This window comes from Nesterenkonia aerolata, assembly GCF_031470965.1.
Taxonomy (GTDB): domain Bacteria; phylum Actinomycetota; class Actinomycetes; order Actinomycetales; family Micrococcaceae; genus Nesterenkonia; species Nesterenkonia aerolata.
This window is the reverse complement of record NZ_JAVKGR010000016.1, coordinates 36,376-58,418: the sequence shown is the minus strand read 5'-3', so window position 1 is coordinate 58,418 and position 22,043 is coordinate 36,376. Positions and strand designations below refer to the sequence as shown.

Genomic DNA, 22,043 nt, shown 5'->3' with positions numbered 1-22,043 from the left:
TCCTATGTGAGGCACGGGAATCATTTCGCGGGCAACTTGACTTGAGGCACCTCGGAGGTCGGGGCCGATGCCATGATGGTGCTGACCACGAGAGGGGAGCCTGTGCCGAAGATCGTCGATCACGACGCACGCCGCGAAGAACTTGTCCATGCCACCTGGCGGGTCATCGCCCGCCACGGCCTGGACCGGGCCACGATGCGCCAGATCGCCTCGGAGGCCGGATTCGCCAACGGTGCACTGAAACCCTACTTCCCCACCAAGGCCGATCTCGTCGAAGCCACCTACACCTTCGTCTTCGAGTCCACCAACACCCGTGTCGCCCGGAAGACAGCTGGCCTCAACGGCATCGAGGCGATCGAGGCCTTCGCCCGTGAGGTGCTGCCCCTGGACGAGACCCGACTCGACGAGGCCCGCATCGTCATCCCCTTCTGGCAGGAGGCCGTGCATCGGCAGGAGAAGGCGGCGGCTAACAACGCCGCCATGGGTCAGTGGCGTCGCTCCCTGATGGCCTGGCTCGACCATGCGCAGGAGGTCGGAGCCGCACCGGAAGGCCTGGATCTGGAGATCACTGCCGACACCCTGCTGACCTGGATGCTCGGCGCACAGATCAGCGCAGTGATGGAACCTCAGCGGTATTCGCCGGAGGAGCTCGAGGCTCAGCTGCAGCTCCAGCTGCGACTTCTCATCCGCTCCTGAGAGATTTCTTCTCCAAGTGGAGAAAAATAGTGACAAGCCGCGCCGGTGCGGTCTACAGTGACGATGATGTGTCTCAGCTCACATATTTCTGATTCACCTATCCTCTGAGTTCCCCCGCAGGGAGACGATCATGTCACTGACCGAATCAGCACCCGATGCCCCCTCGGGGGCGGTGCCCGCCGGCACAGCCCCCGACGCCGCAGCCCCCGACAGCACAACCCTCGACGGCGCCGGCCTCGACACTCGACTCGGCGCCCGTCGTATCGGCGTCCCGGCGCTGGTGTGCATGATCATCGCTGCCTCCGCGCCGCTGACCGTCGTCGCCGGCGGTGTGCCCAGCAACTTCGCCGTCACCGGGCTGACCGGCATCCCGCTGTCCTTCCTCGTCCTCGGCGCGGTGCTGCTGCTGTTCTCCATCGGCTATGCGGCGATGAGCCGGCACGTGCACAACGCGGGCGCGTTCTTCGCCTATATCGCCAAGGGGCTGGGCAAGCCGGTCGGCGTCGGCGCCTCACTGGTCGCGCTCGTCGCCTACAACACGATGCAGATCGGCATCGCCGGGCTCTTCGGATTCGCCCTCTCCTCATTCCTCGCCTCAGTGTTCGGTCTCAGCCTCCCGTGGTGGCTGTGCGCACTGGCTGCCTGGCTGATCGTCGGAATCCTCGGTGTCAACCGGGTGGACTTCTCGGCCAAGATGCTCGGCATCATCGTTGCCGCGGAGTTCCTGGTGGTCATCGTCTACGACGCCCTCGCCCTGCGCACCTCCCCCGAAGGGATCTCCGGCGACGGCTTCGCCTTCGATCAGCTCTTCGTCCCCGGTGTGGGCGCGGCCTTGGCGTTCTCGATCGCCGCGTTCATGGGATTCGAATCCGGGGCCATCTACAACGAAGAGGTCAAGGACCCCCGCCGCACTGCCGGACGGGCCACGCTCATCGCAGTCTCGGTGATCGCGGTGTTCTACGCCTTCTCCGCCTGGGCGCTCGTCGTCGGTGAGGGGACGAGCAATGTGATCGGCCGAGCTCAGGAGTTCGGCCCTGACCTGATGTTCGTCTTCCTCGCCGAGAACTCACCGGTGTGGTTCGTCGATCTCGCGAACATCCTCTTCATCACCTCGCTGCTGGCGGCACTGCTGGCCTTCCACCACATCGTCGCGCGGTACTTCTTCGCCCTGGGCCGTGAGCGTGTGCTGCCGCATGTGCTGGCCGGGACCTCGCCGCGCACCGGCGCTCCTGTCGTGGGATCCCTGACCCAATCGGCGCTGGCGCTGATCGTCATCGCCGTATTCGCTGTGGCCGGGATCGGCTCGGAGGACCCGCTGTTCCCCGTGGTCACACTGTTCACCTGGTTCACCAACACCGGGGCCTTCGGGCTGGTGCTGCTGATGGCGCTGACCTCGCTGGCGGTGCTGGGCTATCTGCGCCGGCACAGGGCAGAGTATTCAGTGTGGACACGGCTCATCGCTCCCGGAATCGCTGCGGTCGGGCTGATCACGCTGTTCGGCCTGATCGCCTGGAACTTCCAGGTGCTGATCGGCCTGGACCAGGCCACAGTGCTGACCTGGCTGCTGCCGTGCACTGTGCTGATCCCCGGGCTGATCGGCACCCTGTGGGCCCTGTGGCTTCGGGAACGTCGGCCCGCGACCTACGCCGGCATCGGCGCCGGCGGCGAACTCGGCTGAGCGCACACTCAGCTCCACAGATTCAGCTCCACAGATTCAGCTCCGCGGACTCACCCTCAGCCGTCGAACCCCTCCTCCACCCCGACAACGTAAGGACCATCATGAACGCTCAGACCCCCGACCTGACCACTTACCAGGGCCTGCTGCAGGCCGTGACCGATCCGCAGAGCGAGTGGGAGTCGAAGGATCCCGCCACCGCTGAGGTGATCGGCGGTGTGCCGCAGCGCTCCGTCAGCGACCTCGAGGCAGCGATCGCCCGGGCCCGTGAGGCTCAGCCAGCGTGGGCGGCGAAGACCCATGAGCAGCGCAGTGCCGCGCTGAATGCCGCTGCCGATGCGATCGAAGCCTCCGCCGAAGCACTGGCCGAGCTACTCTCCCGGGAGCAGGGCAAACCGCTGAACGGGCCCAACGCCCGCTTCGAGGTCGGCGGCTGCGCGGCCTGGACCCGCGCCAACGCCGCCTTCCCGATCGAGCCCGAGACACTGGTCGACGACGACTCCGGCACCGCGCAGCTGGAGTGGGTGCCGCTGGGCGTCGTCGGGGCCGTCGGACCGTGGAACTGGCCGATGCTGATCTCGATCTGGCAGATCGCCCCCTCGCTGCGGATGGGCAACACCGTGGTGCTCAAGCCCTCAGAGCACACTCCGCTCTCCGTGCTCGCCCTGGCGGCGGTGATGAACCAGGTGCTGCCCTCCGGCGTGCTGCAGGTGCTGGCCGGCGACGGCGAGCTGGGTGCCGCGCTGACCTCGCACGAAGGATTCGACAAGATCACCTTCACCGGCTCAGTGTCCACAGGGCAGGCCATCATGCGTGCGGCCGCAGACAACCTCACGCGCCTGACTCTGGAGCTGGGCGGCAACGACGCCGGCATCGTGCTCGACGACGCCGATCCGGCCGCCATCGCCGAGGGGCTGTTCTGGGGTGCGTTCATCAACACCGGGCAGACCTGCGCGGCGATGAAGCGGCTCTACGTGCCGGATTCGATCTACGACCAGGTCTGTGAGTCCCTGGTGGAGATCGCCCGGCAGATGCCGATGGGCATCGGGCTGGAGGAGCAGAACGTGCTCGGCCCGCTGCAGAACCGGGGGCAGTATGAGATCGTCGCTCGGCTGGTGGAGGCTGCCCGGGAGTCCGGGGCACGCATCCTGCTCGGCGGTGATCCGGACGAATCGCAGGTGGGCAACTTCTACCCGACGACGCTGGTCGCCGATGTGGACGATAAGAATCCGCTGGTGGCCGAGGAGCAGTTCGGCCCGGCGTTGCCGATCCTGCGGTACTCGGACCTCGACGACGCCGTGGCCCGGGCCAACGGTGTGGAGGTGGGCCTGGGGGCCTCGGTGTGGAGCCCGAACATCGACCGGGCCCGGGAGGTGGCCTCGCGGCTGCAGGCCGGTACGGTGTGGATCAATAAGCACGGGGCGATCGACCCGCGGGTACCCTTCGGCGGCGCGAAGGCATCAGGCTTCGGTCTGGAGTTCGGTGTGGAGGGGCTGAAGGCGGTGGCCCAGCCGCGCGCGATCTCCTGGTGAGGCTTCTCCGCCCCATCGAGTCCCCGATTCCCGCGGCGTGTCGGGCCGAAAACGGCCTCAGAAGCTGCAGGAATCGGGGACTCGATGCAGGGGGTGGGGCTACAGGGCGTCGCGGACCTCGGTGTAGGGGCCGATGATGCTTCGGATCGGAGCTTCGGGGTGGGCGCGGAGGATAGTATCCACGGCCTCCCGTGAGCGCACTCCGGCCTTGCAGTGCACGTAGAGTGGGCGCTCCTCGGTGGCCTCGGCGAGCCCCGGAACCTCGGCCAGACCCTGACGGATCACGCTGAGCGGCAGGTTCTGCGCGCCGTCGAGGTGCCCCATCGAGTGCTCCCAGCCCTCGCGGACGTCGAGCACCCCGGCGGCACGCCCCTCGCGCAGGGCAGATGCCGCCTCACGAGGGGTCACCTCATCCTCGGCGAAGGGAGCGCCGGTGAAGGGGTTGATCCGCAGAGCCTCCTCCCTCGGGGGCTCTGCATCAGAGGAGGAGGCGACGTCGGCGCCGATGGTGGTGACCGGCTCCCGCTGAGGGTCTCGGGCCAGCGCCATCTCTCGGAAGGTCGCAGTCAGGGCGTCATAGACCAGCACCCGGCCGAGCAGGGTCTTGCCGATACCGGCGATGAGTTTGATGGTCTCAGTGGCCATCAGGGTGCCCACGACGCCGGGCAGCACGCCGAGTACTCCGGCCTCCGCACAGGTGGGAACTTCTCCGGGGTCGGGGGCCTCCGGGTAGAGATCGCGGTAGGTGGGGCCGAGCTCGCCGTCCCAACCGGGCAGCTGCGGACGTGACCAGAACAGGCTGACCTGCCCGGCGAAACGGAGGATCGATCCGCTGATCAGGGGTTTCTCTGCGATCTCGCAGGCGTCGGAGACCACATACCGGGTGGCGAAGTTGTCAGAGCCGTCGACGACGACGTCGCAGTTGCGCACCAGCTCAAGCGCATTCTCGGCGGTGATCGGCTCGTGGTGTTCGTGGATGACGATCTCGGGGTGGAGTCCGCGCATCACTGCGGCGGCGTTCGAGGCTTTGGACTCTCCGATGACCTGCTCGGAGTGGATGACCTGCCGGTGCAGGTTGGAGCGGTCGACGACGTCGTGATCCACCACGTCGATGGTGCCGACCCCGGCGGCGGCCAGATAGGTGAGGATGGGGGCGCCGAGTCCACCGGCACCGATGACGAGCACCCGGGCGTCGAGCAGGCTCAGCTGTGCCTCGACCCCGAAGCCGTGCAGTGAGAGGTGCCGCTGGAAGCGCTCGAGCTGGGATTGGCTGAGATCGTCGACGCTCCGGGCGGGGGTGACGAGTCGTGGGTGGGTGCTCATGGGGTCCTTCAGGTCCTGTCCTCGGGGAGATCCTCGACGGTGTCGATGCGGCCCTCCATGGCCGAGGAGGCCACGGCGTGGGTACGCCGCGGGATCCGTCCGGCAGCTGCGGAGTGGTACCCGGCTTCGACGGCGAGGCGCACGGCATGGGCCATGGCAGTGGGCCTCTTCGCGCGGGTGACGGCGGAGGCGACGAGCACAGCGTCGCAGCCGAGTTCGATGGCTTCGGCCGCCTCGGAGGCCGCACCGATGCCGGCGTCGAGGACCACGGGCACTGACGCGCGGGAGGCGATGAGCTCGATGTTGTGCGGGTTGAGGATGCCCAGCCCGGTGCCGATCGGGGAGCCCAGGGGCATGACCGCGGCCGCGCCGGCCTGTTCCAGGCGCAGTGCGGTGGCCGGGTCATCGATGGTGTAGACCAGCGGGGTGAAGCCACGGTCGGCCAGCTGTTCGGTGGCCTCGAGGGTCTCGATCACATCCGGCAGCAGGGTGTGCTCGTCGGCGATGACCTCGACCTTGATGAGGTCGGTCTCCAGCGCCTCGCGGGCCAGCTCGGCGGTGAGCACCGTGTCCTTCACGGTGAAGCAGCCCGCGGTGTTGGGCAGCACGTCGATGTCGAGACGGTCCAGCATCGCGAAGACCGAGGTCTTAGTCTCAGGGCTGTAGCGACGCATGGCCACTGTGGTCAGAGTGGTGCCGGAAGCGATGAGCGCGGCCTCGAGCGCGTCGAGATCGGTGATGCCGCCGGTGCCCATGATGAGGCGGTTCTGGAGGGTGTAGCCGCCGATCTGCACCGGCGGCGGGGTCATATCAGTCATTGATGGGATCTCCTGATTGGCGGCAGGGGTGAGGTACTGGGTTCTGGAGCGCAGTGCCTCAGCCGCCCTGCACGGCGGTGACGATCTCAAGACTCTGGCCGTCCTGGATAGTGGTGACGGCCCAGCTGCTGCGCGGGACGACGGCGGCATCGAGAGCCACCGCCACTCCTAGGCGTCGCCCGTCGGTCGGGCTGCCGTCGGGTCGGAGCTCGCGGCCGGTGGTGTGAGTCACCGCATCGGCCACAGTGGCCTCGGCGGGGAGCTCGACGGTCTCATCATTGAGGGTGATGGTGGGCATTGTGCGCTCCTGGTCTGCGGCTCTCAGCCGCGGGGACGTCGGGTGGGGCTCATGTGGTCCAGCATGCGGCGGTCATCCTCGCTCAGCTCGGTTCCGGTGAGCAGGGCGGCACCCAGCCGGGCGGCCAGCGGGGCGAGCAGGATGCCATGCCGGGAGTAGCCGGTGGAGACGACGACGTCGTCGTGGTCAGCCAGCCGACCGAGGTAGGGGATGTCATCGGGGGTGCCGGGCCGGGCGCGGGTGGTGATCTCCTCCAGGGCGGTCTCCTTGATCCCGGGCAGGACGCGGACGGCGTCGTCAAGCAGCTCCTGCACTGCCCCGGTGCGGGTGCCGGTGAGGCTGTCCTCCCGCGACGAGGCCCCGACGACGAGCCCGCCGTCGGCGCGCGGCACCAGGTACACCGACCGCCCGGCGACCACCGCCCGCACTGTGGCCTGGAGGATGTGGTCATCGCCAGTGGCACGCTGGGTCTCAGTGACCCGCAGCCGCAGCACCTCCCCGTGGACCGGACGCAAGTCAAGCGGGGTGCTCTCCGGGAGTCCGGCGATCTCGCTGTAGCCGAGGCCGGGGGCGAGCAGGACCTTCTCCGCGGTGTGCGTCTCCGGTGCGGAGTGGTCAGCGGCGGCGTCAGAGCCGGCCGGAGTCGCCGGACTCAGCCTGAGCTGAACACCATCGCCGCCTGCCGTCACCTCGTTGACATGGGCCGTGAGGAACTCGGCTCCGGCATCGGTGAGTGCGGCGACAGTGGCGCGCATCAGCAGCCGCGGGTCAACCTGGTGGTCGGAGGGCACATCCCAGGCCTTGGCGAGGCCGGGGGCCAAGCTGGGCTCACGACGGCGCCACGTGGAGCTGGTCAGCGCAGTGACCTCCATGCCGTGGTGCTGCTGGACGGAGGCGAGCTCCGCGACGGCATCACGGTCGGAGCGGTCAGCAGCCACCAGCAGAGTCCCGTTCTCCCGGTACCCGGTGGGGGCATCAGTGGTCTCGGCGAGAGCCGCAAGGAGGTCCGGGTATTCAGCGCGGGACGCGGTCATCAGCGGCCAGAGCCGGTCCTGACCATACTGGACCTCGCTGATCGGGGCGAGCATCCCGGCGGCGGCATAGGAGGCCTCACGCCCGATCTCGGGGGCGATGACAGTGACGTGATGGTCCTGGCGGGTGAGCTGCCAGGCGGTGAGGAGACCGATGATGCCGGCGCCGACGACTGCGACGTGCATGGCTTCCTCCTCACGACGGTTCAGGTCCGCGCCCTAGCCGCATCGAGTCCGAGTGGTCGGCGGATTCGCCCTCTCAGCCCGGCCGCCCCGGGCTCCCACGGAAATCTGTCCGCCCTCCAGTCTAGTGGTGTCGGTCAAGGCACCGCAGAGCCTGACAGTGCCGAGCAGGACCATGCGGACGCAGCCAACTCTGAGGGGTCCTCTCTGCCACCCGGTGGTGGGTACCGCCGCCGACGGTACCGAATACGAGGCACCTCGCTCAGTCGTTCGTCGGGGATATCGAGCGGATTCGGTCACAGGGCGACGAAGTCAGTGAAACCGGAGAGAAGCCCCCACGGCACTGACATCCGGACGGCGGCGGCCCAATTCAGTAGTCTCGTCCCATGTCCTGGAAGTGTCCCCCGACGCCGGCGCCCACATCCGGTACCGACCGGTGGCACCGCCTCGCGGACGCCGCATCCGACGGCGCGCTGCTGCACGGCTCGCGCACAGCCGGACTTAACCAGTTGGAGCCGCGAACGCCGTTCGACCTCAGCGCAGACGACTACTCGAAGCAGACTGCAGTGTTCGCGACGGAGGATCCAACCTGGGCGATCGCTTACGCCGTGCGCGATGAGTCGTCTCGGCACTTTCGTAGCGCCTGCTTCTACCCCGGCGCGACGGCAGGAACACCGGCACAGCGACGGATCATGCTCGACTTCGACCGTGACCTCGACGGACGGCCGCGCCTGTCCCCCGGTGTTGTCTACATCCTCGATCCGACGGGTTTCTCCCGCATGCCCTCCCACGTGGACCCTGAGTTTGGACTGATCACCGAATGTCAGTGGGCAAAACCACACACGGCACACATCATCGGAGCCGTCGCAGTGGCACCTGCCGACCTTTCATGCGGCTGTTCGTGACCCATCCTCTGCCAATGACATACAGATGTCGGCGTATGACGGCGCTTCGCCCGCGTGGTCATCGACCAGCTGACCTCTCGCTGGTGGCGATCTCGGAGTACGTCTCCCAGGGTCTGCATGCACCGAACGGGGATCCGAGGCACCGTATTCGGTGACACCGCATGGCAGGACAACGTGGGACTTGTCGCCCACGATCCCGGGCCTACTCGGTAGGATCCGTCCATGAGCCCCCGCACCGACCTGCGCTTCGATGGTCATATCGTCGGCGCAGGCACCGCCTCGGGCACCCGTCTGGTGCTGGGCTGCTGGTCGCGGACCCCGCACGGCCCTTTCGCCGACGTCATGGTGGAGTCCGCTGATGGCCACCGCACGCTGCTGGCCCCGGACAGCTGGGTGGCTGAGTTCGTCTCCACCACGTATCGGTTCGACGAGGTGCGTCTCGTCGACGTCGCCCTGACCCGCACCGGTACCGGCCGCGGCTCCACGTGGGAGCTCCTGGCCGGGCCGTTGAGCTGGCGGTTCACCGTCGGAGGGCGGGCGTCCCTGGGGCATCTTTTCCGCGCGATCCCCGGCCCCCTGGCCAGGTCGCTGACGACGGCGCGGCTCACTGACAGGATCGCCCGGCACCTGATGCCCGGTGTCCGTACCCTGGGTTCGGCCGGCAATGACCGTCTCGAGTGGTACACCGCCACGGACCTGCACCACCTGGTGATCTCCGAGGCGCGGTGGGCGGGAGCCGAGATGGGAGGGCTCAGCGATGTCTTTCCGCCCACGCGCTTCGGCTTCAGTTCCACCCCGCGCATTCCCAGCGTGACCGCGGTGACGACGACGGTGCGGGTCCCTGTGCGACACGCAAGCTACTGACCAGTCACCTGTACCGCGGATTGTGCGACAATCTGCGTGCCGAATGTGTGTCAGCACACATCACCAATCACAGAGGGGACTCTATGGAGGATTGGACACAGACGCTGGGGACGGCGCCGCTGCTGGGTATCGCCGTCGGGTCAGTGGCCCTGCTGCTGGTGCTGATCATCGTCTTCCGGGTGCACGCCTTCATCGCGCTCATCCTGATATCGGTGCTCACCGCCGTCGTCGCCGGGGTGCCGACCGACCAAGTCATCGACGTGCTCACCGACGGCTTCGGCTCCACGTTGGCTGGGGTCGCCCTGCTCGTCGCACTCGGCGCCATGCTGGGCCGTCTCGTCGAGCACTCCGGGGGCGCCAAAGCCCTGGCTGACCGCTTGATCAGCACTTTCGGTGAGAAGAAGGCTCCCTACGCGTTGGGCATCGCCTCGTTGCTGCTGGGTCTACCGATGTTCTTCGACGCCGGTCTGGTGATGATGCTGCCGATCGTCTTCGCCGTCGCCCGGCGGGTCTCCGAAGGCTCGGTGCTGCGGTTTGGGATTCCCGCCGCCGCGGCGTTCTCGGTCATGCACGTCTTCCTGCCCCCGCACCCGGGTCCGGTGGCCGCCTCGGAGTTCTATGAGGCGCATATCGGCCTGGTCCTGCTGGTCGGGCTGATCATCGCCTACCCCCTGTGGTACATCGCTGGGTACATGTGGGGACTGTTCGTCGGAGGTCGTTTCCCGATTCCGGTACCCGCGCTCTTCGGTGACGCCGATGAGGACCAGCCGAAGAACCCGCCCCGGGTCCTGACCATCGTCGCCCTGCTGCTGACCCCGATGTTCCTGATCCTACTGAACACCGGGTTCAACACTCTGGCCGCCGCCGGTGTGGTCGACGACGGGGACCTCTGGATCCAGGCACTGATGTTCTTGGGCAACACGCCCATTGCTCTGCTGATCACGCTCCTGCTCGCCATGGTGGTGCTGGGTTATCGCCGCGGCGAGCAGGGTACCGCCCTGGAGAAGCTGGTCGACTCCTCGCTGGGGCCGGTGGCCTCGGTCATCCTGATCACCGGCGCCGGCGGCATGTTCGGCGGTGTGCTGCGCGCCTCCGGCATCGGTGAGGCGATCGCCGATTCGCTCGCCGACACCGGTATGCCGGTCATCTTCGCCGCATACCTGATCGCCGCGGCACTCCGCCTGGCTCAGGGTTCGGCGACGGTCGCCCTCGTCACTGCCTCCGGGCTGGCCGCCCCGGCAGTGATCAACGGTGACTTCAATGACGTGCAGGTGGCCTGCATCGTGCTGGCCACTGCCGCCGGATCGGTGATCGCCTCCCACGTCAACGACTCCGGATTCTGGCTGGTGGGGCGGCTCATGGATATGGACGTGAAGACCACGTTGAAGGTGTGGACCATGCAGCAGACGCTGCAGTCAGTGGTCGGTTTCGCCATGGTGCTCGTCCTCTACGGGGCGGAGTCGCTGGTATGAGCTCAGGCATGGGCCCGCTGCGTGTGGTGGTGATGGGTGTCTCCGGCTGTGGAAAGAGCACCGTCGGAGAGCTGCTGGCTGAGGAGCTGGGCGGTGACTTCCTCGATGGGGACACCCTGCATCCGCCGGCGAACATCGAGAAGATGTCTGCCGGTCAACCTCTCGACGATGACGACCGGCTGCCGTGGCTGCGTGAGATCGCCGAGCAGCTGCGTCTCGGATCCCAGGAGGCACCGTTGGTCGTCGCCTGCAGCGCGCTGAAGCGCTCCTACCGCGATCTGATCCGTGACGGTGCACCGGGGGCGGTGTTCGTCCACCTGCACGGTTCGATGGAGGTGCTCTCGGCGAGGCTGGCGGTGCGCAGCGGGCACTTTATGCCGTCAAGTCTGCTGGAGAGCCAGTTCGCCGCATTGGAACCGCTGGAACCGGGTGAAGGGAAGGTCTTCGACGTCGCCGGTACCCCGGAGCAGATCGTCGCGACGGCAGCGGCGTGGTTGCAGCCGGAGTGAATGGAGCGGATGACGGTGTGAAGTCTCAGGACATCTGCACGGGGGTGTCTCAGGACATCTGCACGCCTACGCTTGTGGATGGACGAGCGACGACGTGTAGTGACCACGGCGATGGTGCAGGAAGACCTGACGGCAGCAGAGGCGGCACGCCGTTACGGCATCTCGCGTTCCACAGCCTCCCGCTGGTACTGCCGGTGGGTCCGCGAAGGTGAACCCGCATTCACACCCCGCTCCCGCCGACCCCACAACAGCCCCGGCGCAATAGACCCTGCCACCATCGAAGCGATCAGCGAGCTGCGCCGAGACCTCACCGCCAAGGGCCACGACGCCGGCCCCCAGACCCTGCACACCCTGCTGCTCACACAAGGAATCGACGTCTCGGTCTCCACCATCTGGCGGACTCTGTCCCGACAGGGCCTGACCATCCCCACACCGAAGAAACGCCCCCGCTCCAGCTACACCAGATTCGCCGCTGACCTGCCCAACCAGACCTGGCAGTCCGACATCACCCACGTCCGCACCCGCGGCGCGACCGTTGAAGTCCTGACCTTCCTGGACGACTACTCCCGCTACGCCCTCGCCATCACCGCCCACCGCAGGATCAGCGTGGTCACCATCACCGAACAGTTCGCTGCAGCACGCCGCCGTCACGGCACCCCGGCCTCCACGCTGACCGACAACGGCATGGTCTACACCGCCCGCTTCCGCGGCGGCCGCAACCTATTCGAACGCGAACTCGCCCGCCTGGGCATCGAGCAGAAGAACGGTCGCGGCAACCATCCCCAGACCCAGGGCAAAGTCGAACGCTTCCAACAGACATTGAAGAAGCACCTGGCCACACGGCCCCGAGCACGCAACATCGAGGAACTCCAGACCCAGCTAGACACCTTCCGAGACCACTACAACAACCACCGACCCCACAGCGCCCTGGGCCGCCAGACCCCAGCAACCGCCTACGCCAGCCTGGCCAAGGCCACCCCCGGCGGCGATCCCCGCTCCCAGCACCGCATACGCGAAGACCGCATCGACTCATCAGGCAAGGTCACCCTGCGAATCGACTCCCACATGTTCAAGATCGGCGTGGGCCGAACCCACGCCCGAACCCGCGTGAGAATGCTCGTCCAGGACTACGAGGTCACCATCATCGCCATCACCACCGGCGAGATCCTCCGACGCCTCACCATCGACCCCACCAGGACCTACCAACCCCAATGACCCCAGAAACGAAGAACGCCCCCGAACCGTGGGTTCGGGGGCGTTCACATGTCCTGAGACAGGACAATGGAGCGGATGACGGGAATCGAACCCGCGTCGTCGGCTTGGGAAGCCGAAGCTTTACCATTAAGCTACATCCGCATTGCGGCCTCATGACCGGCCGCTGTACGAGGATACCAGGCTCTGGGGCCGTTCACTGCCGCCACAGGGACGATGATTCTGCCATCCGAGCGCTGATCGAGCCGTGGATCGTGCGCAGGTGCTCGCGCATCGCCGTCTCCGCCTGCCCCGGACGCCCTTGAGCGATCGCCGTCAGGATCTCCTCGTGCTCGCGCATCTCATCGGGCAGCTCCAGATGTTCGCGCAACTCCGGCAGCACATGATGGGCTCGGACCATCTCCTCGAAGCAGCGCTGCAGGCTGGCCTCCAACCGGCTGTTCCGTGAAGCACGCGCAATCTCAGCATGGAAGTGGCGGGCCTGCTGAGTCCGGCCCAGCGGCCCGTCGTCCTCACCCACGTCATCCTGGCGCTGCAGATGATCACGCAGACGCTCGACGGCGGCCCCCTCAGCCCGTCGTGCCGCCTCTGCTGCGGCATGCGGTTCCAGCAGCATGCGCATGTCGAGTACTTCGGCCAGATCATGCGGAGTCATCGGCCGGACCAAGTACCCTTTCTTGGGCAGCACTGAAATCAGTCCCTCATCTGCGAGTCGCTTCAGCGCTTCACGCACCGGCGTCTTGGATGAGGCGAAATGTTCCGCCAGCCGAGGTTCCACCACGACTTCACCGGGGCTCAGTTCACCGGTGAGGATCATTCTGCGCAGCTCTGCGGTATGACGATCCGTCAGGGAAGGGGCGCGGCGCACAGATGACACTTGTGAAGTGTATCACAGTATGCTAGAAAGATATTTCATGAGTACTTCATCGGAGGGAACCTCTCCCGACCGGCACGCCGGACACCTCAGTGCCGCCACGCCCACACCACCGGTGGCGGAATCACGCACGCCACCCCCGGAGAAGATGTCCCCCGAAGGACGCCGCGCCCTCTTCGCCGCCGTCACCGGCACCCTCATCGAGTGGTACGACTACGCCCTCTACGGTGCCGCCGCGGGGCTGGTCATCGCCCCGCTGTTCTTCGCCGACGTCGGCGCCGGAGCCACCCTCGCGGCCTTCGCCACCTTCGCCGTCGGCTTCATCGCCCGTCCACTCGGTGGCGTGCTCATCGGGCACCTGGGAGACCGCTACGGCAGACGTCCGGCGATGATGCTGACCATCCTGCTGATGGGTATCGCCACCGTCGCCATCGGGCTGCTGCCCACCACGGCGACCATCGGGCTGGCGGCACCCATCCTGCTGGTGCTCTTCCGGCTCATCCAGGGCATGGGCGCCGGTGCCGAGCTCGCCGGAGCCATGACGATCGTCGCCGAGTTCGCCCCGGCTCGGCAGCGCGGGCTGCTCACCTCTTTCGTACTGGCCACTCCCCCGGCAGGTATGGCCTTAGCGACCGGAGCCTTCCTCCTGGTCTCCTCCCTCGGTGATGAGATCCTGCTGGACTGGGCCTGGCGCCTGCCGTTCCTAGCCTCTGTGGTGCTCTTCCTGCTGGCGGTGTTCATCCGTCGGCATTTGGAGGAGACCCCGGAATACGTCGAGGCGCTGGAACGCGCCCGGCAGCGCGGCGACCGGCAGAAAGTCCCCGCCGCCGAGCTGTTCCGCACCCAGAAGACCCCGCTGGCTCTGGGCTTCCTCTCCATGACCGGGCACAACGCATTGAACTATGCGATGGCAGTCTTCGCGCTATCACTGATGACTTCGGAGGCCGTCGGCCTGGAACGGAGCACTGCGCTGGCAGCGGTCACCATCGGTACCCTCTTCGGCGTCATCGGCACCCCGCTGGGCGGCTGGGCCTCTGACCGAATCGGCGCCGGGCGGGTCTTCGGCATCGGCTCAGCGTTAGGCGTGGTCTTCGCGTTCCCGCTCTTCGCCGCACTCTCCGGCGGTGACGCGCTGCTCGCCGGTGCCACCATCGCCTTCGGCTACGGCGTGGTCATCGCCATGACCGCCGGCGGGCAGGGCGCCTTCCTCGCGAGCCTGTTCCCGGCACGGGAGCGGTACAGCGGCATCGCGCTGACCCGTGAGATGAACGGGGCCATCATCGCCGGGTTGACCCCGTTGACTCTGGCGTGGATCATCGAACTCTTCGACGGTGCGGTCATCGCCGCTGCCGTCGTGGTCTCCGCCGCTTGCCTGGTCTCCGCGGTCGCCATCTTCTGGGGCCGCGCCCTCCCCCGTCACCAGTGACACTCGCTGTATCGAGACTGGATCGAGACCGACCCTTCGAAAGGATGCATTCCGGCATATGCCCTTGACACGTCGTCTGCCTCAGCCCGCTGAGCTCCGCTCGCTCCTGCAGTTCCAGCGCATCACCCTCAACCGCCGTGCCGCACGCCTGGGCCGGGCTGCTGATGTCCATGACCTACGCCGTATCGCCCAGCGCAGAACTCCGCAGCCGGCTTTCGACTATGTGGACGGAGCCGCTGTCGATGAGCTGACTGCTCGGCGCACCCGCAAGGCGCTGCAGGGGTGTCAGCTGCTGCCGCGGATGCTCAGCGGGGTCGACGAGGTGGACACCTCCGTGGAGATCGCCGGCGGCCGCTCTGCGCTGCCCTTCGGCATCGCCCCGACGGGGTTCACCCGATTCATGCACGCCGAAGGGGAAGACGCCGGGGCCGCAGCGGCCACCGCGCACGGCATCCCCTTCTCGCTGTCGACGATGGGCACCCGCTCAGTCGAGGAGGTCGCCGATACATCCGGCGCGGGCCGCCGGTGGTTCCAGCTTTACCTCTGGCGGGATCGGGCCGCCTCGGAGGATCTGCTGCAGCGCGCGTGGGAGAACGGGTTCGACACGCTGCTGGTCACTGTGGACACCCCGGTTGCCGGCCAGCGCCTGCGAGATGCCCGTAACGGGATGACCATTCCGCCGCGGCTGAGTGCTAAGACCCTGCTTGACGCCTCCTACCGTCCCGAGTGGTGGTTCAACTTCCTGACCACTGATCCGCTGACCTTCGCCTCGCTCTCGGATACGGCACAGGACCTGCCGAGCCTGATCAATGCGATGTTCGATCCGACGCTGAATCTGGAGGATCTGCAATGGATCCGCAGCGTGTGGCCCGGGCAGCTGTTCGTCAAGGGAGTACTCACCGTGGAGGACGCCCGTCGTTCTCTCCAGTCCGGGGCCGACGGGCTGGTGATCTCCAGTCACGGTGGCCGTCAGCTGGACCGCGCGCCGGTGCCGCTGCACGCCTTGGCGCAGATCCGCTCCACCCTGGGACCCGAAGTGCCGCTGATCTACGATTCCGGACTCATGTCAGGAAACGACATCATCACGGCACTGGCACTGGGGGCCGACTTCACAATGGTCGGACGAGCGTACCTGTACGGCCTCATGGCCGGCGGGCGCGAAGGGGTGGAGCGCGTCATCGAGCTGCTGGCACAGGAGATCCGGGTCTCGATGATGCTCATGGGAGCCGCTTCAGTAGCCGATCTCACCACTGACTCCATCCACACCCCGTGGGAGTCTGAGCAGGCAGATCTCCAGGAGACCGCTCAGGAACTCTGAACGCCGACCTCAGAAGACACCAAACGTCAGCGCCACGGCGATGAGCACAATGGTGACGGCCACCGGGATCACGAGTGAGATCACTCCGACGTCCTTATACGCCTCACGGTGAGTCATTCCGCAGACGATGATCAGCGTGATCACTGCACCGTTATGCGGCAGGGAATCCAGACCACCGGAAGCCATCGCGGTGATGCGGTGCATCACCTCCATGCTGATCCCCTGATCAGCGGCGAGTGCCCGCAGATCCTCGCCCAGCGCGTTCAGCGCGATGGTCATACCGCCCGAGGCAGAGCCGGTCACACCAGCGATCACAGACGTGGACAACGCCGAAGCCACCAGAGCGTTATCCGAGACGGCGAAGATCCCGTCACGGATGATGACGAAGGCCGCGAGCGAAGCGATCACCGCTCCGTAGCCGACTTCTGAGGCGGTGTTGAAGATCGGCATCATCGCATTCTTCGCGCCATCCGCCAGCCCACGGATCAGGGTGCGTATCCGGGAGCTGTTCAGCGCCAGGATGCTGAGGATCGCGGTGAGCAGGGCACACAGCACGGCCCAGATACCCTGCCTGTCGTCGAGGGTGATCCCACCGTATTGCTCATCCTGCAGGTGACCCCAGTCCATCGAGGGGAAGAGCCACATGATGCAGCCGAAGTTCACCACGAAGACGAGCAGCACCGGGATGAACGGGACCACGTGGTTGGGCGGCACCAAGGTCCGCTCCGCAGCCTCTGGGTCAGTGTGCGCAGGCTCCGGTGTGTTGACGGTCTCCGGTGTGTTGACGGCTTCCGATGTCTTGACGGTCTCCGAGGACGTGGCGGCAGGCTCCGAGGATGCCGTCGTACCAGAATCCGAGCCACCGGACGCCGACCCCACACTCACCAGGCTTCCCGATCGGCGCTCAGCCACTGTCGGATCAGAAAAGCTCTCCCCGCGGCGGGCCAGTTGCCGCTTCCGGAACTCCAACCACACCATCCCGAGAAGGAAGATGAGTGTGCCTCCGAGAATGCCCAACCCTGGTGCCGCGAAGGTGTTCGTCTGGAAAGCCTGCCCGGGAATGATGTTCTGCACCTGAGGCGAACCCGGTATCGCTGTCATGGTGAATGTCAGCGCCCCCAACGCGATGGCGCCGGGAATGAGCCGCCGTGGAATATCCGCCTGACGGAACAACTCGCGCGCCAGGGGAAACATCACGAAGACGACGACGAAGACACTGATCCCGCCGTAGGTCAGCAGTGCCGTGGTCAGCACCGTGGCGAGGATGGCTCGCTTCGGCCCTAGCCAGCGAGTGATGGTCTGGGCGATGTCCCGGGCGTATCCCGCCATCGTCATCAGACGCCCGAAGATCGCCCCGGTGAGGAACATCGGGAAATACTGCCCGATGAAGTTCGCCAAGGCCGGCATGAACACTTCGGTGTAGTTCGCCAGGATCGGAGCACCGGAGAACAGAAGAGCGACCAGCGCAGAAATGGGCGCTGCGAGGACGATGGTCACACCCCGATACGCCAGGGTGATGAGCAGGATCAGTGAGACGAGGATCCCGACGAGGCCGAGCGCCACGCCATCACCCCGCGTCGCGCATAGGAGTGACGGTCCCGACGCCCTCATATCCGGGAGCCGTCCCGTCCGGGGAGACGTACTTCGAGATCAGGGAGCAGTCCCTGTCCGCCAGTCCGTCGTCGACGAGGCGGCGGAACCGGCCCTGGGCCAGCTGCGCGGCCTCCAGGGTCACCCCGGTGAGCTCCCCGGCGTCGAGGGCAAGCGTCACATCTTTCAAGGCGAGGTCAGCACGGAATGTGGCGTCGTAGTTGTTGTTCGCCGCTGCCGAATCGATGATCCCGGGCACCGGATACCAGGTCTGCTGCGCCCAGGAACGGCCGGAGGAGACCGAGGCGATCTCCCAGAACACCTTCGGGTCCAAGCCCAGCCGGTCAGCCAGCTGGGACCCTTCGGCAGCTGCCATCAGATCGATGAAGAGCATCATGTTGTTGCAGATCTTCGCGGAGATACCGGTGGTCGCTCCCCCGGCCGCAATGGTCTTGCCCGACATCGGCTCGATGAAAGCGGCGGCCGCCTCCACGGCCTCGGACTCCCCACCGACCATGAACGCCAGCGTCGCGGCCGCCGCACCGGAGATCCCTCCGGAGACCGGCGCGTCGACGAACCGGAACCCACGGCGGGCTGACTCGTCGTGGCAGAACTGGGAGGTCTCGACGTCGACGGTGGAGCTGTCGATCAGCAGAGTCCCGGTGTCCGCGTGGGCCCAGATGCCCTCGTCTCCGCCGAAGACGGCCCGCACATGGTCACCCTTGGGCAACATGGTGAAGACGACGTCGGCGCCCTGCACGGCCTCCGCCACACTGCCCACCGGCGTCACACCGCCCGCTTCCGCCTCGGCCATCGCTGCGGCGTCGAGATCGAAACCCCGCACGGTGTGCCCCGCCGCGGTGAGGTTCGCCGTCATCGGCGCGCCCATGTTGCCCAGTCCGATCCACCCGTACGTCGCCATCGGTCCGCCTCCCTGCTGCCTACTGTGTGCTGTCTACTGTGTGCCACAGCTCACAGTAGGGAGTATCGGGCAGCGGCGCAAAGTCCCACGCTGTTCGTCCACAGTTCCGTCCTCGCGGATCAGGCATTCGCCGCCGGTCGGCGTGCCATGTCAGGGCGCTAGCGCAGCCTCCTCAGAGGTGGGTCTCGACGTCGGCGTCCTCGCGCAGCTCCTCGACCTTCTCCATCACGGCCTCAGACTGCTTCTGCTGGATCAGGCTCTGTTCGAGGTCGTCGCGGACCTCCTCCAGCTCGGGCACCTCGGGCTGCTCAGCCTCGGCCTGATCTTCAGCGCCTGACTCCTCCTCGGAGTCCTCCTCAGGAGCCACCGGACCCTCACCGATCTCGGTGCCGCCGGAGTCACCGGACTCCTCATCAGAGTCCTCTTCCGAGGCTTCAGCCTCCTGCTGCATCTGGCCGTACTGCTGGTCGTAGAGCTCCTGGATCTCCTCGTCGGAGGGATCCTCGACGTCGATCTCCTCGACCACCTGATTGATCAGCACCTGGTCAGCGGCGTCGGCGCGCATCTCCTCCTCGGAGGGCCCGTCCTCACCGATGGATTCGAGCATCTCGTCGACGGATTCCGCCCCGGAGCTCTCGGCGGTCTGCTCCAGCAGCTCGTCGATCTCCTCATCGGAGGCCTCGTAGCCCTCCTCCTGCGCATAGGCGACCAGCAGCTGGGCACCGACCATCGACTCCAGCGTCTCGTCCTTCAGCGCGTCCTGGTCGATCTCCTCACCGGCCATCTGGGACTGCATCGCCGCCTGCTGGAACTGCGACTCGTACATCATGCGGAACTGGTCACCGGTGATCTCCTCACCTTCGACCTCAGCGACGACGTCGGGGATGTCCTCGAGATCAGGTTCGGGCATCTCCTGCTCGGGCATCTCACCTTCTTCTGTACCTTGGTCCTGGGCGTCGGCGGCCTCGTCCTCCGGGGCCTCGGAACAGGCGGCCAGGCCCACCATGGCGGCGGTGAGTGCCAGCGATGTGATCAGCTTCTTCGACACGTGGGGTCCTCCCTGTGGTCTTGCGCATGGGATTCGCGGCGCGCCGGAACGCTAACACACGGGGCAGAACAGCAGATCCAGGGAGATCCGCAGAATCTCAGGGCCTGTCCAGGTGGGGAGCCGAGGCTGACCGTCAGCCGGGAACCGTGGTCATGCTCAGATGTCGTCTTCGGCGACGGGCCCGCCCTCGCCTTCCCACCGTTCGATCTGACGCACTTTCCTGGAGTTGAACTTCTGGCGCACTCCGTATCCGCGGTCCTCATCCTCCGGCACGAAGACGACACCGAACCGCTCCAGGGCGGCCTGCAGGCGTCGGATCTGCTCGTCGTGGAGGGGCCGACGCCGCTTCTCGAACTCCCGGACCTGGTCGCGCTCAAGGCCCGCCGCCTCCGCGATCACCGCCGCGGAGACCTGGGCCAAGGCGCGGCCGGCGCGGGCGAGGTCGGGACTGATCACTGATTCGTCACTCATCCTCCTAGTATGGACGGCGCACCCGGTCCCAACCCAGGAATCACGGACGGGCACCGGACTGACCTGGACATGCTGAGTCGTCCGCTGAAATGCTCTGAGATGCCCGAGGAACGTGAGGACTGCCGAGATGTATACCGATGACGCCCGGCCAGAGGACACCAGGACCGCTAAGCAGCGGATGCTCGCCGGAGAGCCCTACACTCCGGATGCCGAGCTCCACGCGGAGTATCGCAGCGCACTGGCACTGACTGCGCAGTATTCACACACCTATGTGACTGATGAGCAGGCGGCCCGGCAGCTTCTGCCCCGGCTCTTCGGTGACGTCGGCGACGACGTCGAGGTCCGGCCGGGACTGTCCGTGGACTATGGGTGGAATATCAGCATCGGCTCCGGCACGTTCATCAACAACGGGCTCACGGCGTTGGACTGTGCGCCGATCCGGATCGGCGCACGCTGCCAGCTGGGTCCGAACATCCAGCTGCTGACGCCGACGCACCCGCTCGATGCCGCCGAACGCAGGTCAGGGGTCGAAGGCGCTGAGCCGATCACGATCGACGACGATGTGTGGCTCGGCGGCGGGGTCATCGTGCTGCCCGGGGTCAGCATCGGAGCACGGACTGTGGTCGGAGCCGGTGCCGTGGTGACCAAGGATCTGCCTTCCGACGTCGTCGCCGTGGGAAATCCGGCGAAGATCGTCAAACGGCTCTGAGCGGTTCCCGAGCAGACCCGTTCGACCCCGGATCAGGCCGTTGACCTGGGATGATGAGTTCCGCGCTGGACTTGCTGACTACACTGGCGTCATGAGCACAGGCGATCACGCGGAGCACCACACCCACATCGGTCAGCTGCGCCGGGAGCGGCTCATGTCCTCCCGGTTGTATGTGTGCACGGATCTGCAGCGGTTCATCACTGCCCCGGAGGCCGGGCCCGTGGATGAGTTGGATTTCGACGGGCTGCGCCGGTTCTTCGAGGACTGCTACACCGGCGGCGTGGATATCGTCCAAGTCCGGGATAAGCAGGTCGCGGTGCAGACGGAGATCTCCGCGCTGTGGCTGCTCAAGCAGGTCGCCGATGAATATGGCGGGCTCTCTGCGGCCAATGACCGCGCCGACGTCGCGCTGATCTCTGAGGTAGACGTCTTCCACATCGGCCAGGAGGATCTTTCCCCTGATCAGGCGCGGCGAATCCTTGGTGGTGACGTGCTGATCGGCCGCTCCTGCCGGACGCTGGAGCAGGTGCAGACGGCCGCCGAGGATCCGGATATCAGCTACTACTGCACCGGTCCAGTGTGGGAGACCCCCACGAAGCCCGGCCGGGCGGCGGTGGGCCTGGAGCTGCCGCGGGCAGCCGTCGACGTCGAGCCGTCAAAGCCCTTCTTCGCCATCGGCGGGATCGACGCGGACAATATCGGCCAGGTCACCGGCACCGGTGCGTGGCGGGCCGTGGTGGTGCGTGCGGTGACTCAGGCCGCGGATACGCGCGCAGCGGCCGAGGCCCTGCGTTCCCAGCTCCCGGCCTGAACTGCCTGATCTATCAGTCTGATCTACCGGCCTGAGCTGCCCGATTGAACTGTCAGCCTGATCTGCCAGTCCGATCTACCAGCCAGTTCGAACCGAACCCCCCGACACCCCCACCGATGGAGCAAATCTCGCACCACCGCCCGGCGTGTCACGGCAATTTTCTCTCCCTCGATCAGGGGTGGTCCGGGAACCCGCGTCGAGGGAGAAAACCTGGTCCCAGAAATCGGCGTGTCGCGGGGATTTTTGCTCCCTCGAGGAGTGCGCGGCTCCGGGACCCGGACCAGAGGCTGGGCAGGTCAGCCAAACCCACTCAGATCACCACACGCGCCCACTCAGGTCACCACAAGCCTGCTCAG

The 22,043-nt window shown here is 66.6% G+C and carries 21 protein-coding genes and 1 tRNA gene; 12 read left to right on the top strand and 10 right to left on the bottom strand.

Going from position 1 to position 22,043, the window contains the following annotated elements; genetic code table 11:
* Positions 1 to 102 precede the first annotated feature (102 nt).
* The 3 genes from RIL96_RS11220 (at position 103) to RIL96_RS11210 (ending at position 3,903) form a co-directional block, all read left to right on the top strand.
* Positions 103 to 696 carry a TetR/AcrR family transcriptional regulator gene (locus RIL96_RS11220; RefSeq protein WP_310549111.1) on the top strand — a complete coding sequence of 198 codons (594 nt, stop codon included), beginning with the start codon at positions 103 to 105 and terminating at the stop codon, positions 694 to 696.
* 130 nt (positions 697 to 826) lie between these two features.
* The gene (locus RIL96_RS11215; RefSeq protein WP_374761885.1) at positions 827 to 2,374 is read left to right on the top strand and encodes an APC family permease; all 1,548 of its coding nucleotides are present in this window, start codon (positions 827 to 829) and stop codon (positions 2,372 to 2,374) included.
* A 122-nt stretch (positions 2,375 to 2,496) separates the two neighbouring features.
* Positions 2,497 to 3,903 carry an aldehyde dehydrogenase family protein gene (locus RIL96_RS11210; protein ID WP_310549112.1) on the top strand — a complete coding sequence of 469 codons (1,407 nt, stop codon included), beginning with the start codon at positions 2,497 to 2,499 and terminating at the stop codon, positions 3,901 to 3,903.
* A 99-nt stretch (positions 3,904 to 4,002) separates the two neighbouring features.
* Here RIL96_RS11210 and moeB read toward each other — a convergent pair whose 3' ends face one another.
* From moeB to thiO, 4 genes are read right to left on the bottom strand one after another with little or no spacing between them, the layout of a single operon-like run.
* Complete coding sequence (gene moeB / locus RIL96_RS11205) at positions 4,003 to 5,226, bottom strand: molybdopterin-synthase adenylyltransferase MoeB (protein ID WP_310549110.1); 1,224 nt, start codon at positions 5,224 to 5,226, stop codon at positions 4,003 to 4,005.
* A gap of 8 nt (positions 5,227 to 5,234) precedes the next feature.
* Positions 5,235 to 6,044 carry a thiazole synthase gene (locus RIL96_RS11200; RefSeq protein ID WP_310549109.1) on the bottom strand — a complete coding sequence of 270 codons (810 nt, stop codon included), beginning with the start codon at positions 6,042 to 6,044 and terminating at the stop codon, positions 5,235 to 5,237.
* Between the two features lie 58 nt (positions 6,045 to 6,102).
* Positions 6,103 to 6,342, bottom strand: coding sequence for a sulfur carrier protein ThiS (gene thiS, locus RIL96_RS11195; protein WP_310549108.1), 240 nt, complete (start codon positions 6,340 to 6,342; stop codon positions 6,103 to 6,105).
* Between the two features lie 23 nt (positions 6,343 to 6,365).
* Entirely contained in the window at positions 6,366 to 7,559 is a 1,194-nt protein-coding gene (thiO, locus tag RIL96_RS11190; protein WP_310549107.1) for a glycine oxidase ThiO, read from the bottom strand.
* A 383-nt stretch (positions 7,560 to 7,942) separates the two neighbouring features.
* Between thiO and RIL96_RS11185 the strand changes: the two genes are divergently transcribed.
* The 5 genes from RIL96_RS11185 (at position 7,943) to RIL96_RS11165 (ending at position 12,521) form a co-directional block, all read left to right on the top strand.
* Complete coding sequence (locus tag RIL96_RS11185; protein ID WP_310549106.1) at positions 7,943 to 8,461, top strand: hypothetical protein; 519 nt, start codon at positions 7,943 to 7,945, stop codon at positions 8,459 to 8,461.
* Positions 8,462 to 8,683: 222 nt separating this feature from the next.
* Positions 8,684 to 9,325 carry a hypothetical protein gene (locus tag RIL96_RS11180; RefSeq protein WP_310549105.1) on the top strand — a complete coding sequence of 214 codons (642 nt, stop codon included), beginning with the start codon at positions 8,684 to 8,686 and terminating at the stop codon, positions 9,323 to 9,325.
* 83 nt (positions 9,326 to 9,408) lie between these two features.
* Positions 9,409 to 10,797 carry a GntP family permease gene (locus tag RIL96_RS11175; RefSeq protein WP_310549104.1) on the top strand — a complete coding sequence of 463 codons (1,389 nt, stop codon included), beginning with the start codon at positions 9,409 to 9,411 and terminating at the stop codon, positions 10,795 to 10,797.
* Complete coding sequence (locus RIL96_RS11170; RefSeq protein ID WP_310549103.1) at positions 10,794 to 11,306, top strand: gluconokinase; 513 nt, start codon at positions 10,794 to 10,796, stop codon at positions 11,304 to 11,306. The genes RIL96_RS11175 and RIL96_RS11170 overlap by 4 nt, the downstream gene beginning before the upstream one ends.
* Positions 11,307 to 11,384: 78 nt before the next feature.
* On the top strand, positions 11,385 to 12,521 hold the full coding sequence (locus RIL96_RS11165; RefSeq protein WP_310549102.1) for an IS481 family transposase: 1,137 nt from the start codon (positions 11,385 to 11,387) through the stop codon (positions 12,519 to 12,521).
* Positions 12,522 to 12,588: 67 nt separating this feature from the next.
* On the opposite strand, the gene RIL96_RS11160 is transcribed toward RIL96_RS11165, so the two are convergent.
* Positions 12,589 to 12,662, bottom strand: a tRNA-Gly gene (locus RIL96_RS11160).
* 52 nt (positions 12,663 to 12,714) lie between these two features.
* Entirely contained in the window at positions 12,715 to 13,395 is a 681-nt protein-coding gene (locus tag RIL96_RS11155; RefSeq protein WP_310549101.1) for a GntR family transcriptional regulator, read from the bottom strand.
* Between the two features lie 37 nt (positions 13,396 to 13,432).
* Here RIL96_RS11155 and RIL96_RS11150 point away from each other — a divergent pair, with 37 nt between their 5' ends.
* Complete coding sequence (locus RIL96_RS11150; RefSeq protein WP_310549100.1) at positions 13,433 to 14,818, top strand: MFS transporter; 1,386 nt, start codon at positions 13,433 to 13,435, stop codon at positions 14,816 to 14,818.
* Positions 14,819 to 14,876: 58 nt separating this feature from the next.
* Positions 14,877 to 16,136, top strand: a complete 1,260-nt coding sequence (locus RIL96_RS11145) for an alpha-hydroxy acid oxidase (RefSeq protein ID WP_310549099.1) — start codon at positions 14,877 to 14,879, stop codon at positions 16,134 to 16,136.
* Between the two features lie 9 nt (positions 16,137 to 16,145).
* On the opposite strand, the gene RIL96_RS11140 is transcribed toward RIL96_RS11145, so the two are convergent.
* The 4 genes from RIL96_RS11140 to RIL96_RS11125 form a co-directional block, all read right to left on the bottom strand.
* On the bottom strand, positions 16,146 to 17,699 hold the full coding sequence (locus tag RIL96_RS11140; protein WP_310549098.1) for a GntP family permease: 1,554 nt from the start codon (positions 17,697 to 17,699) through the stop codon (positions 16,146 to 16,148).
* 4 nt (positions 17,700 to 17,703) lie between these two features.
* Positions 17,704 to 18,648 carry a 3-hydroxyisobutyrate dehydrogenase gene (mmsB, locus tag RIL96_RS11135; protein WP_310549097.1) on the bottom strand — a complete coding sequence of 315 codons (945 nt, stop codon included), beginning with the start codon at positions 18,646 to 18,648 and terminating at the stop codon, positions 17,704 to 17,706.
* A gap of 172 nt (positions 18,649 to 18,820) precedes the next feature.
* On the bottom strand, positions 18,821 to 19,696 hold the full coding sequence (locus RIL96_RS11130; RefSeq protein WP_310549096.1) for a SurA N-terminal domain-containing protein: 876 nt from the start codon (positions 19,694 to 19,696) through the stop codon (positions 18,821 to 18,823).
* Between the two features lie 156 nt (positions 19,697 to 19,852).
* Complete coding sequence (locus RIL96_RS11125) at positions 19,853 to 20,167, bottom strand: hypothetical protein (RefSeq protein WP_310549095.1); 315 nt, start codon at positions 20,165 to 20,167, stop codon at positions 19,853 to 19,855.
* 127 nt (positions 20,168 to 20,294) lie between these two features.
* On the opposite strand from RIL96_RS11125, the gene RIL96_RS11120 reads away from it, so the two are divergent.
* Positions 20,295 to 20,876: a sugar O-acetyltransferase gene (locus tag RIL96_RS11120; RefSeq protein WP_310549094.1), complete on the top strand. Its 582-nt coding sequence runs from the start codon at positions 20,295 to 20,297 to the stop codon at positions 20,874 to 20,876.
* Between the two features lie 91 nt (positions 20,877 to 20,967).
* Entirely contained in the window at positions 20,968 to 21,687 is a 720-nt protein-coding gene (gene thiE / locus RIL96_RS11115; protein WP_310549093.1) for a thiamine phosphate synthase, read from the top strand.
* Positions 21,688 to 22,043 lie beyond the last annotated feature (356 nt).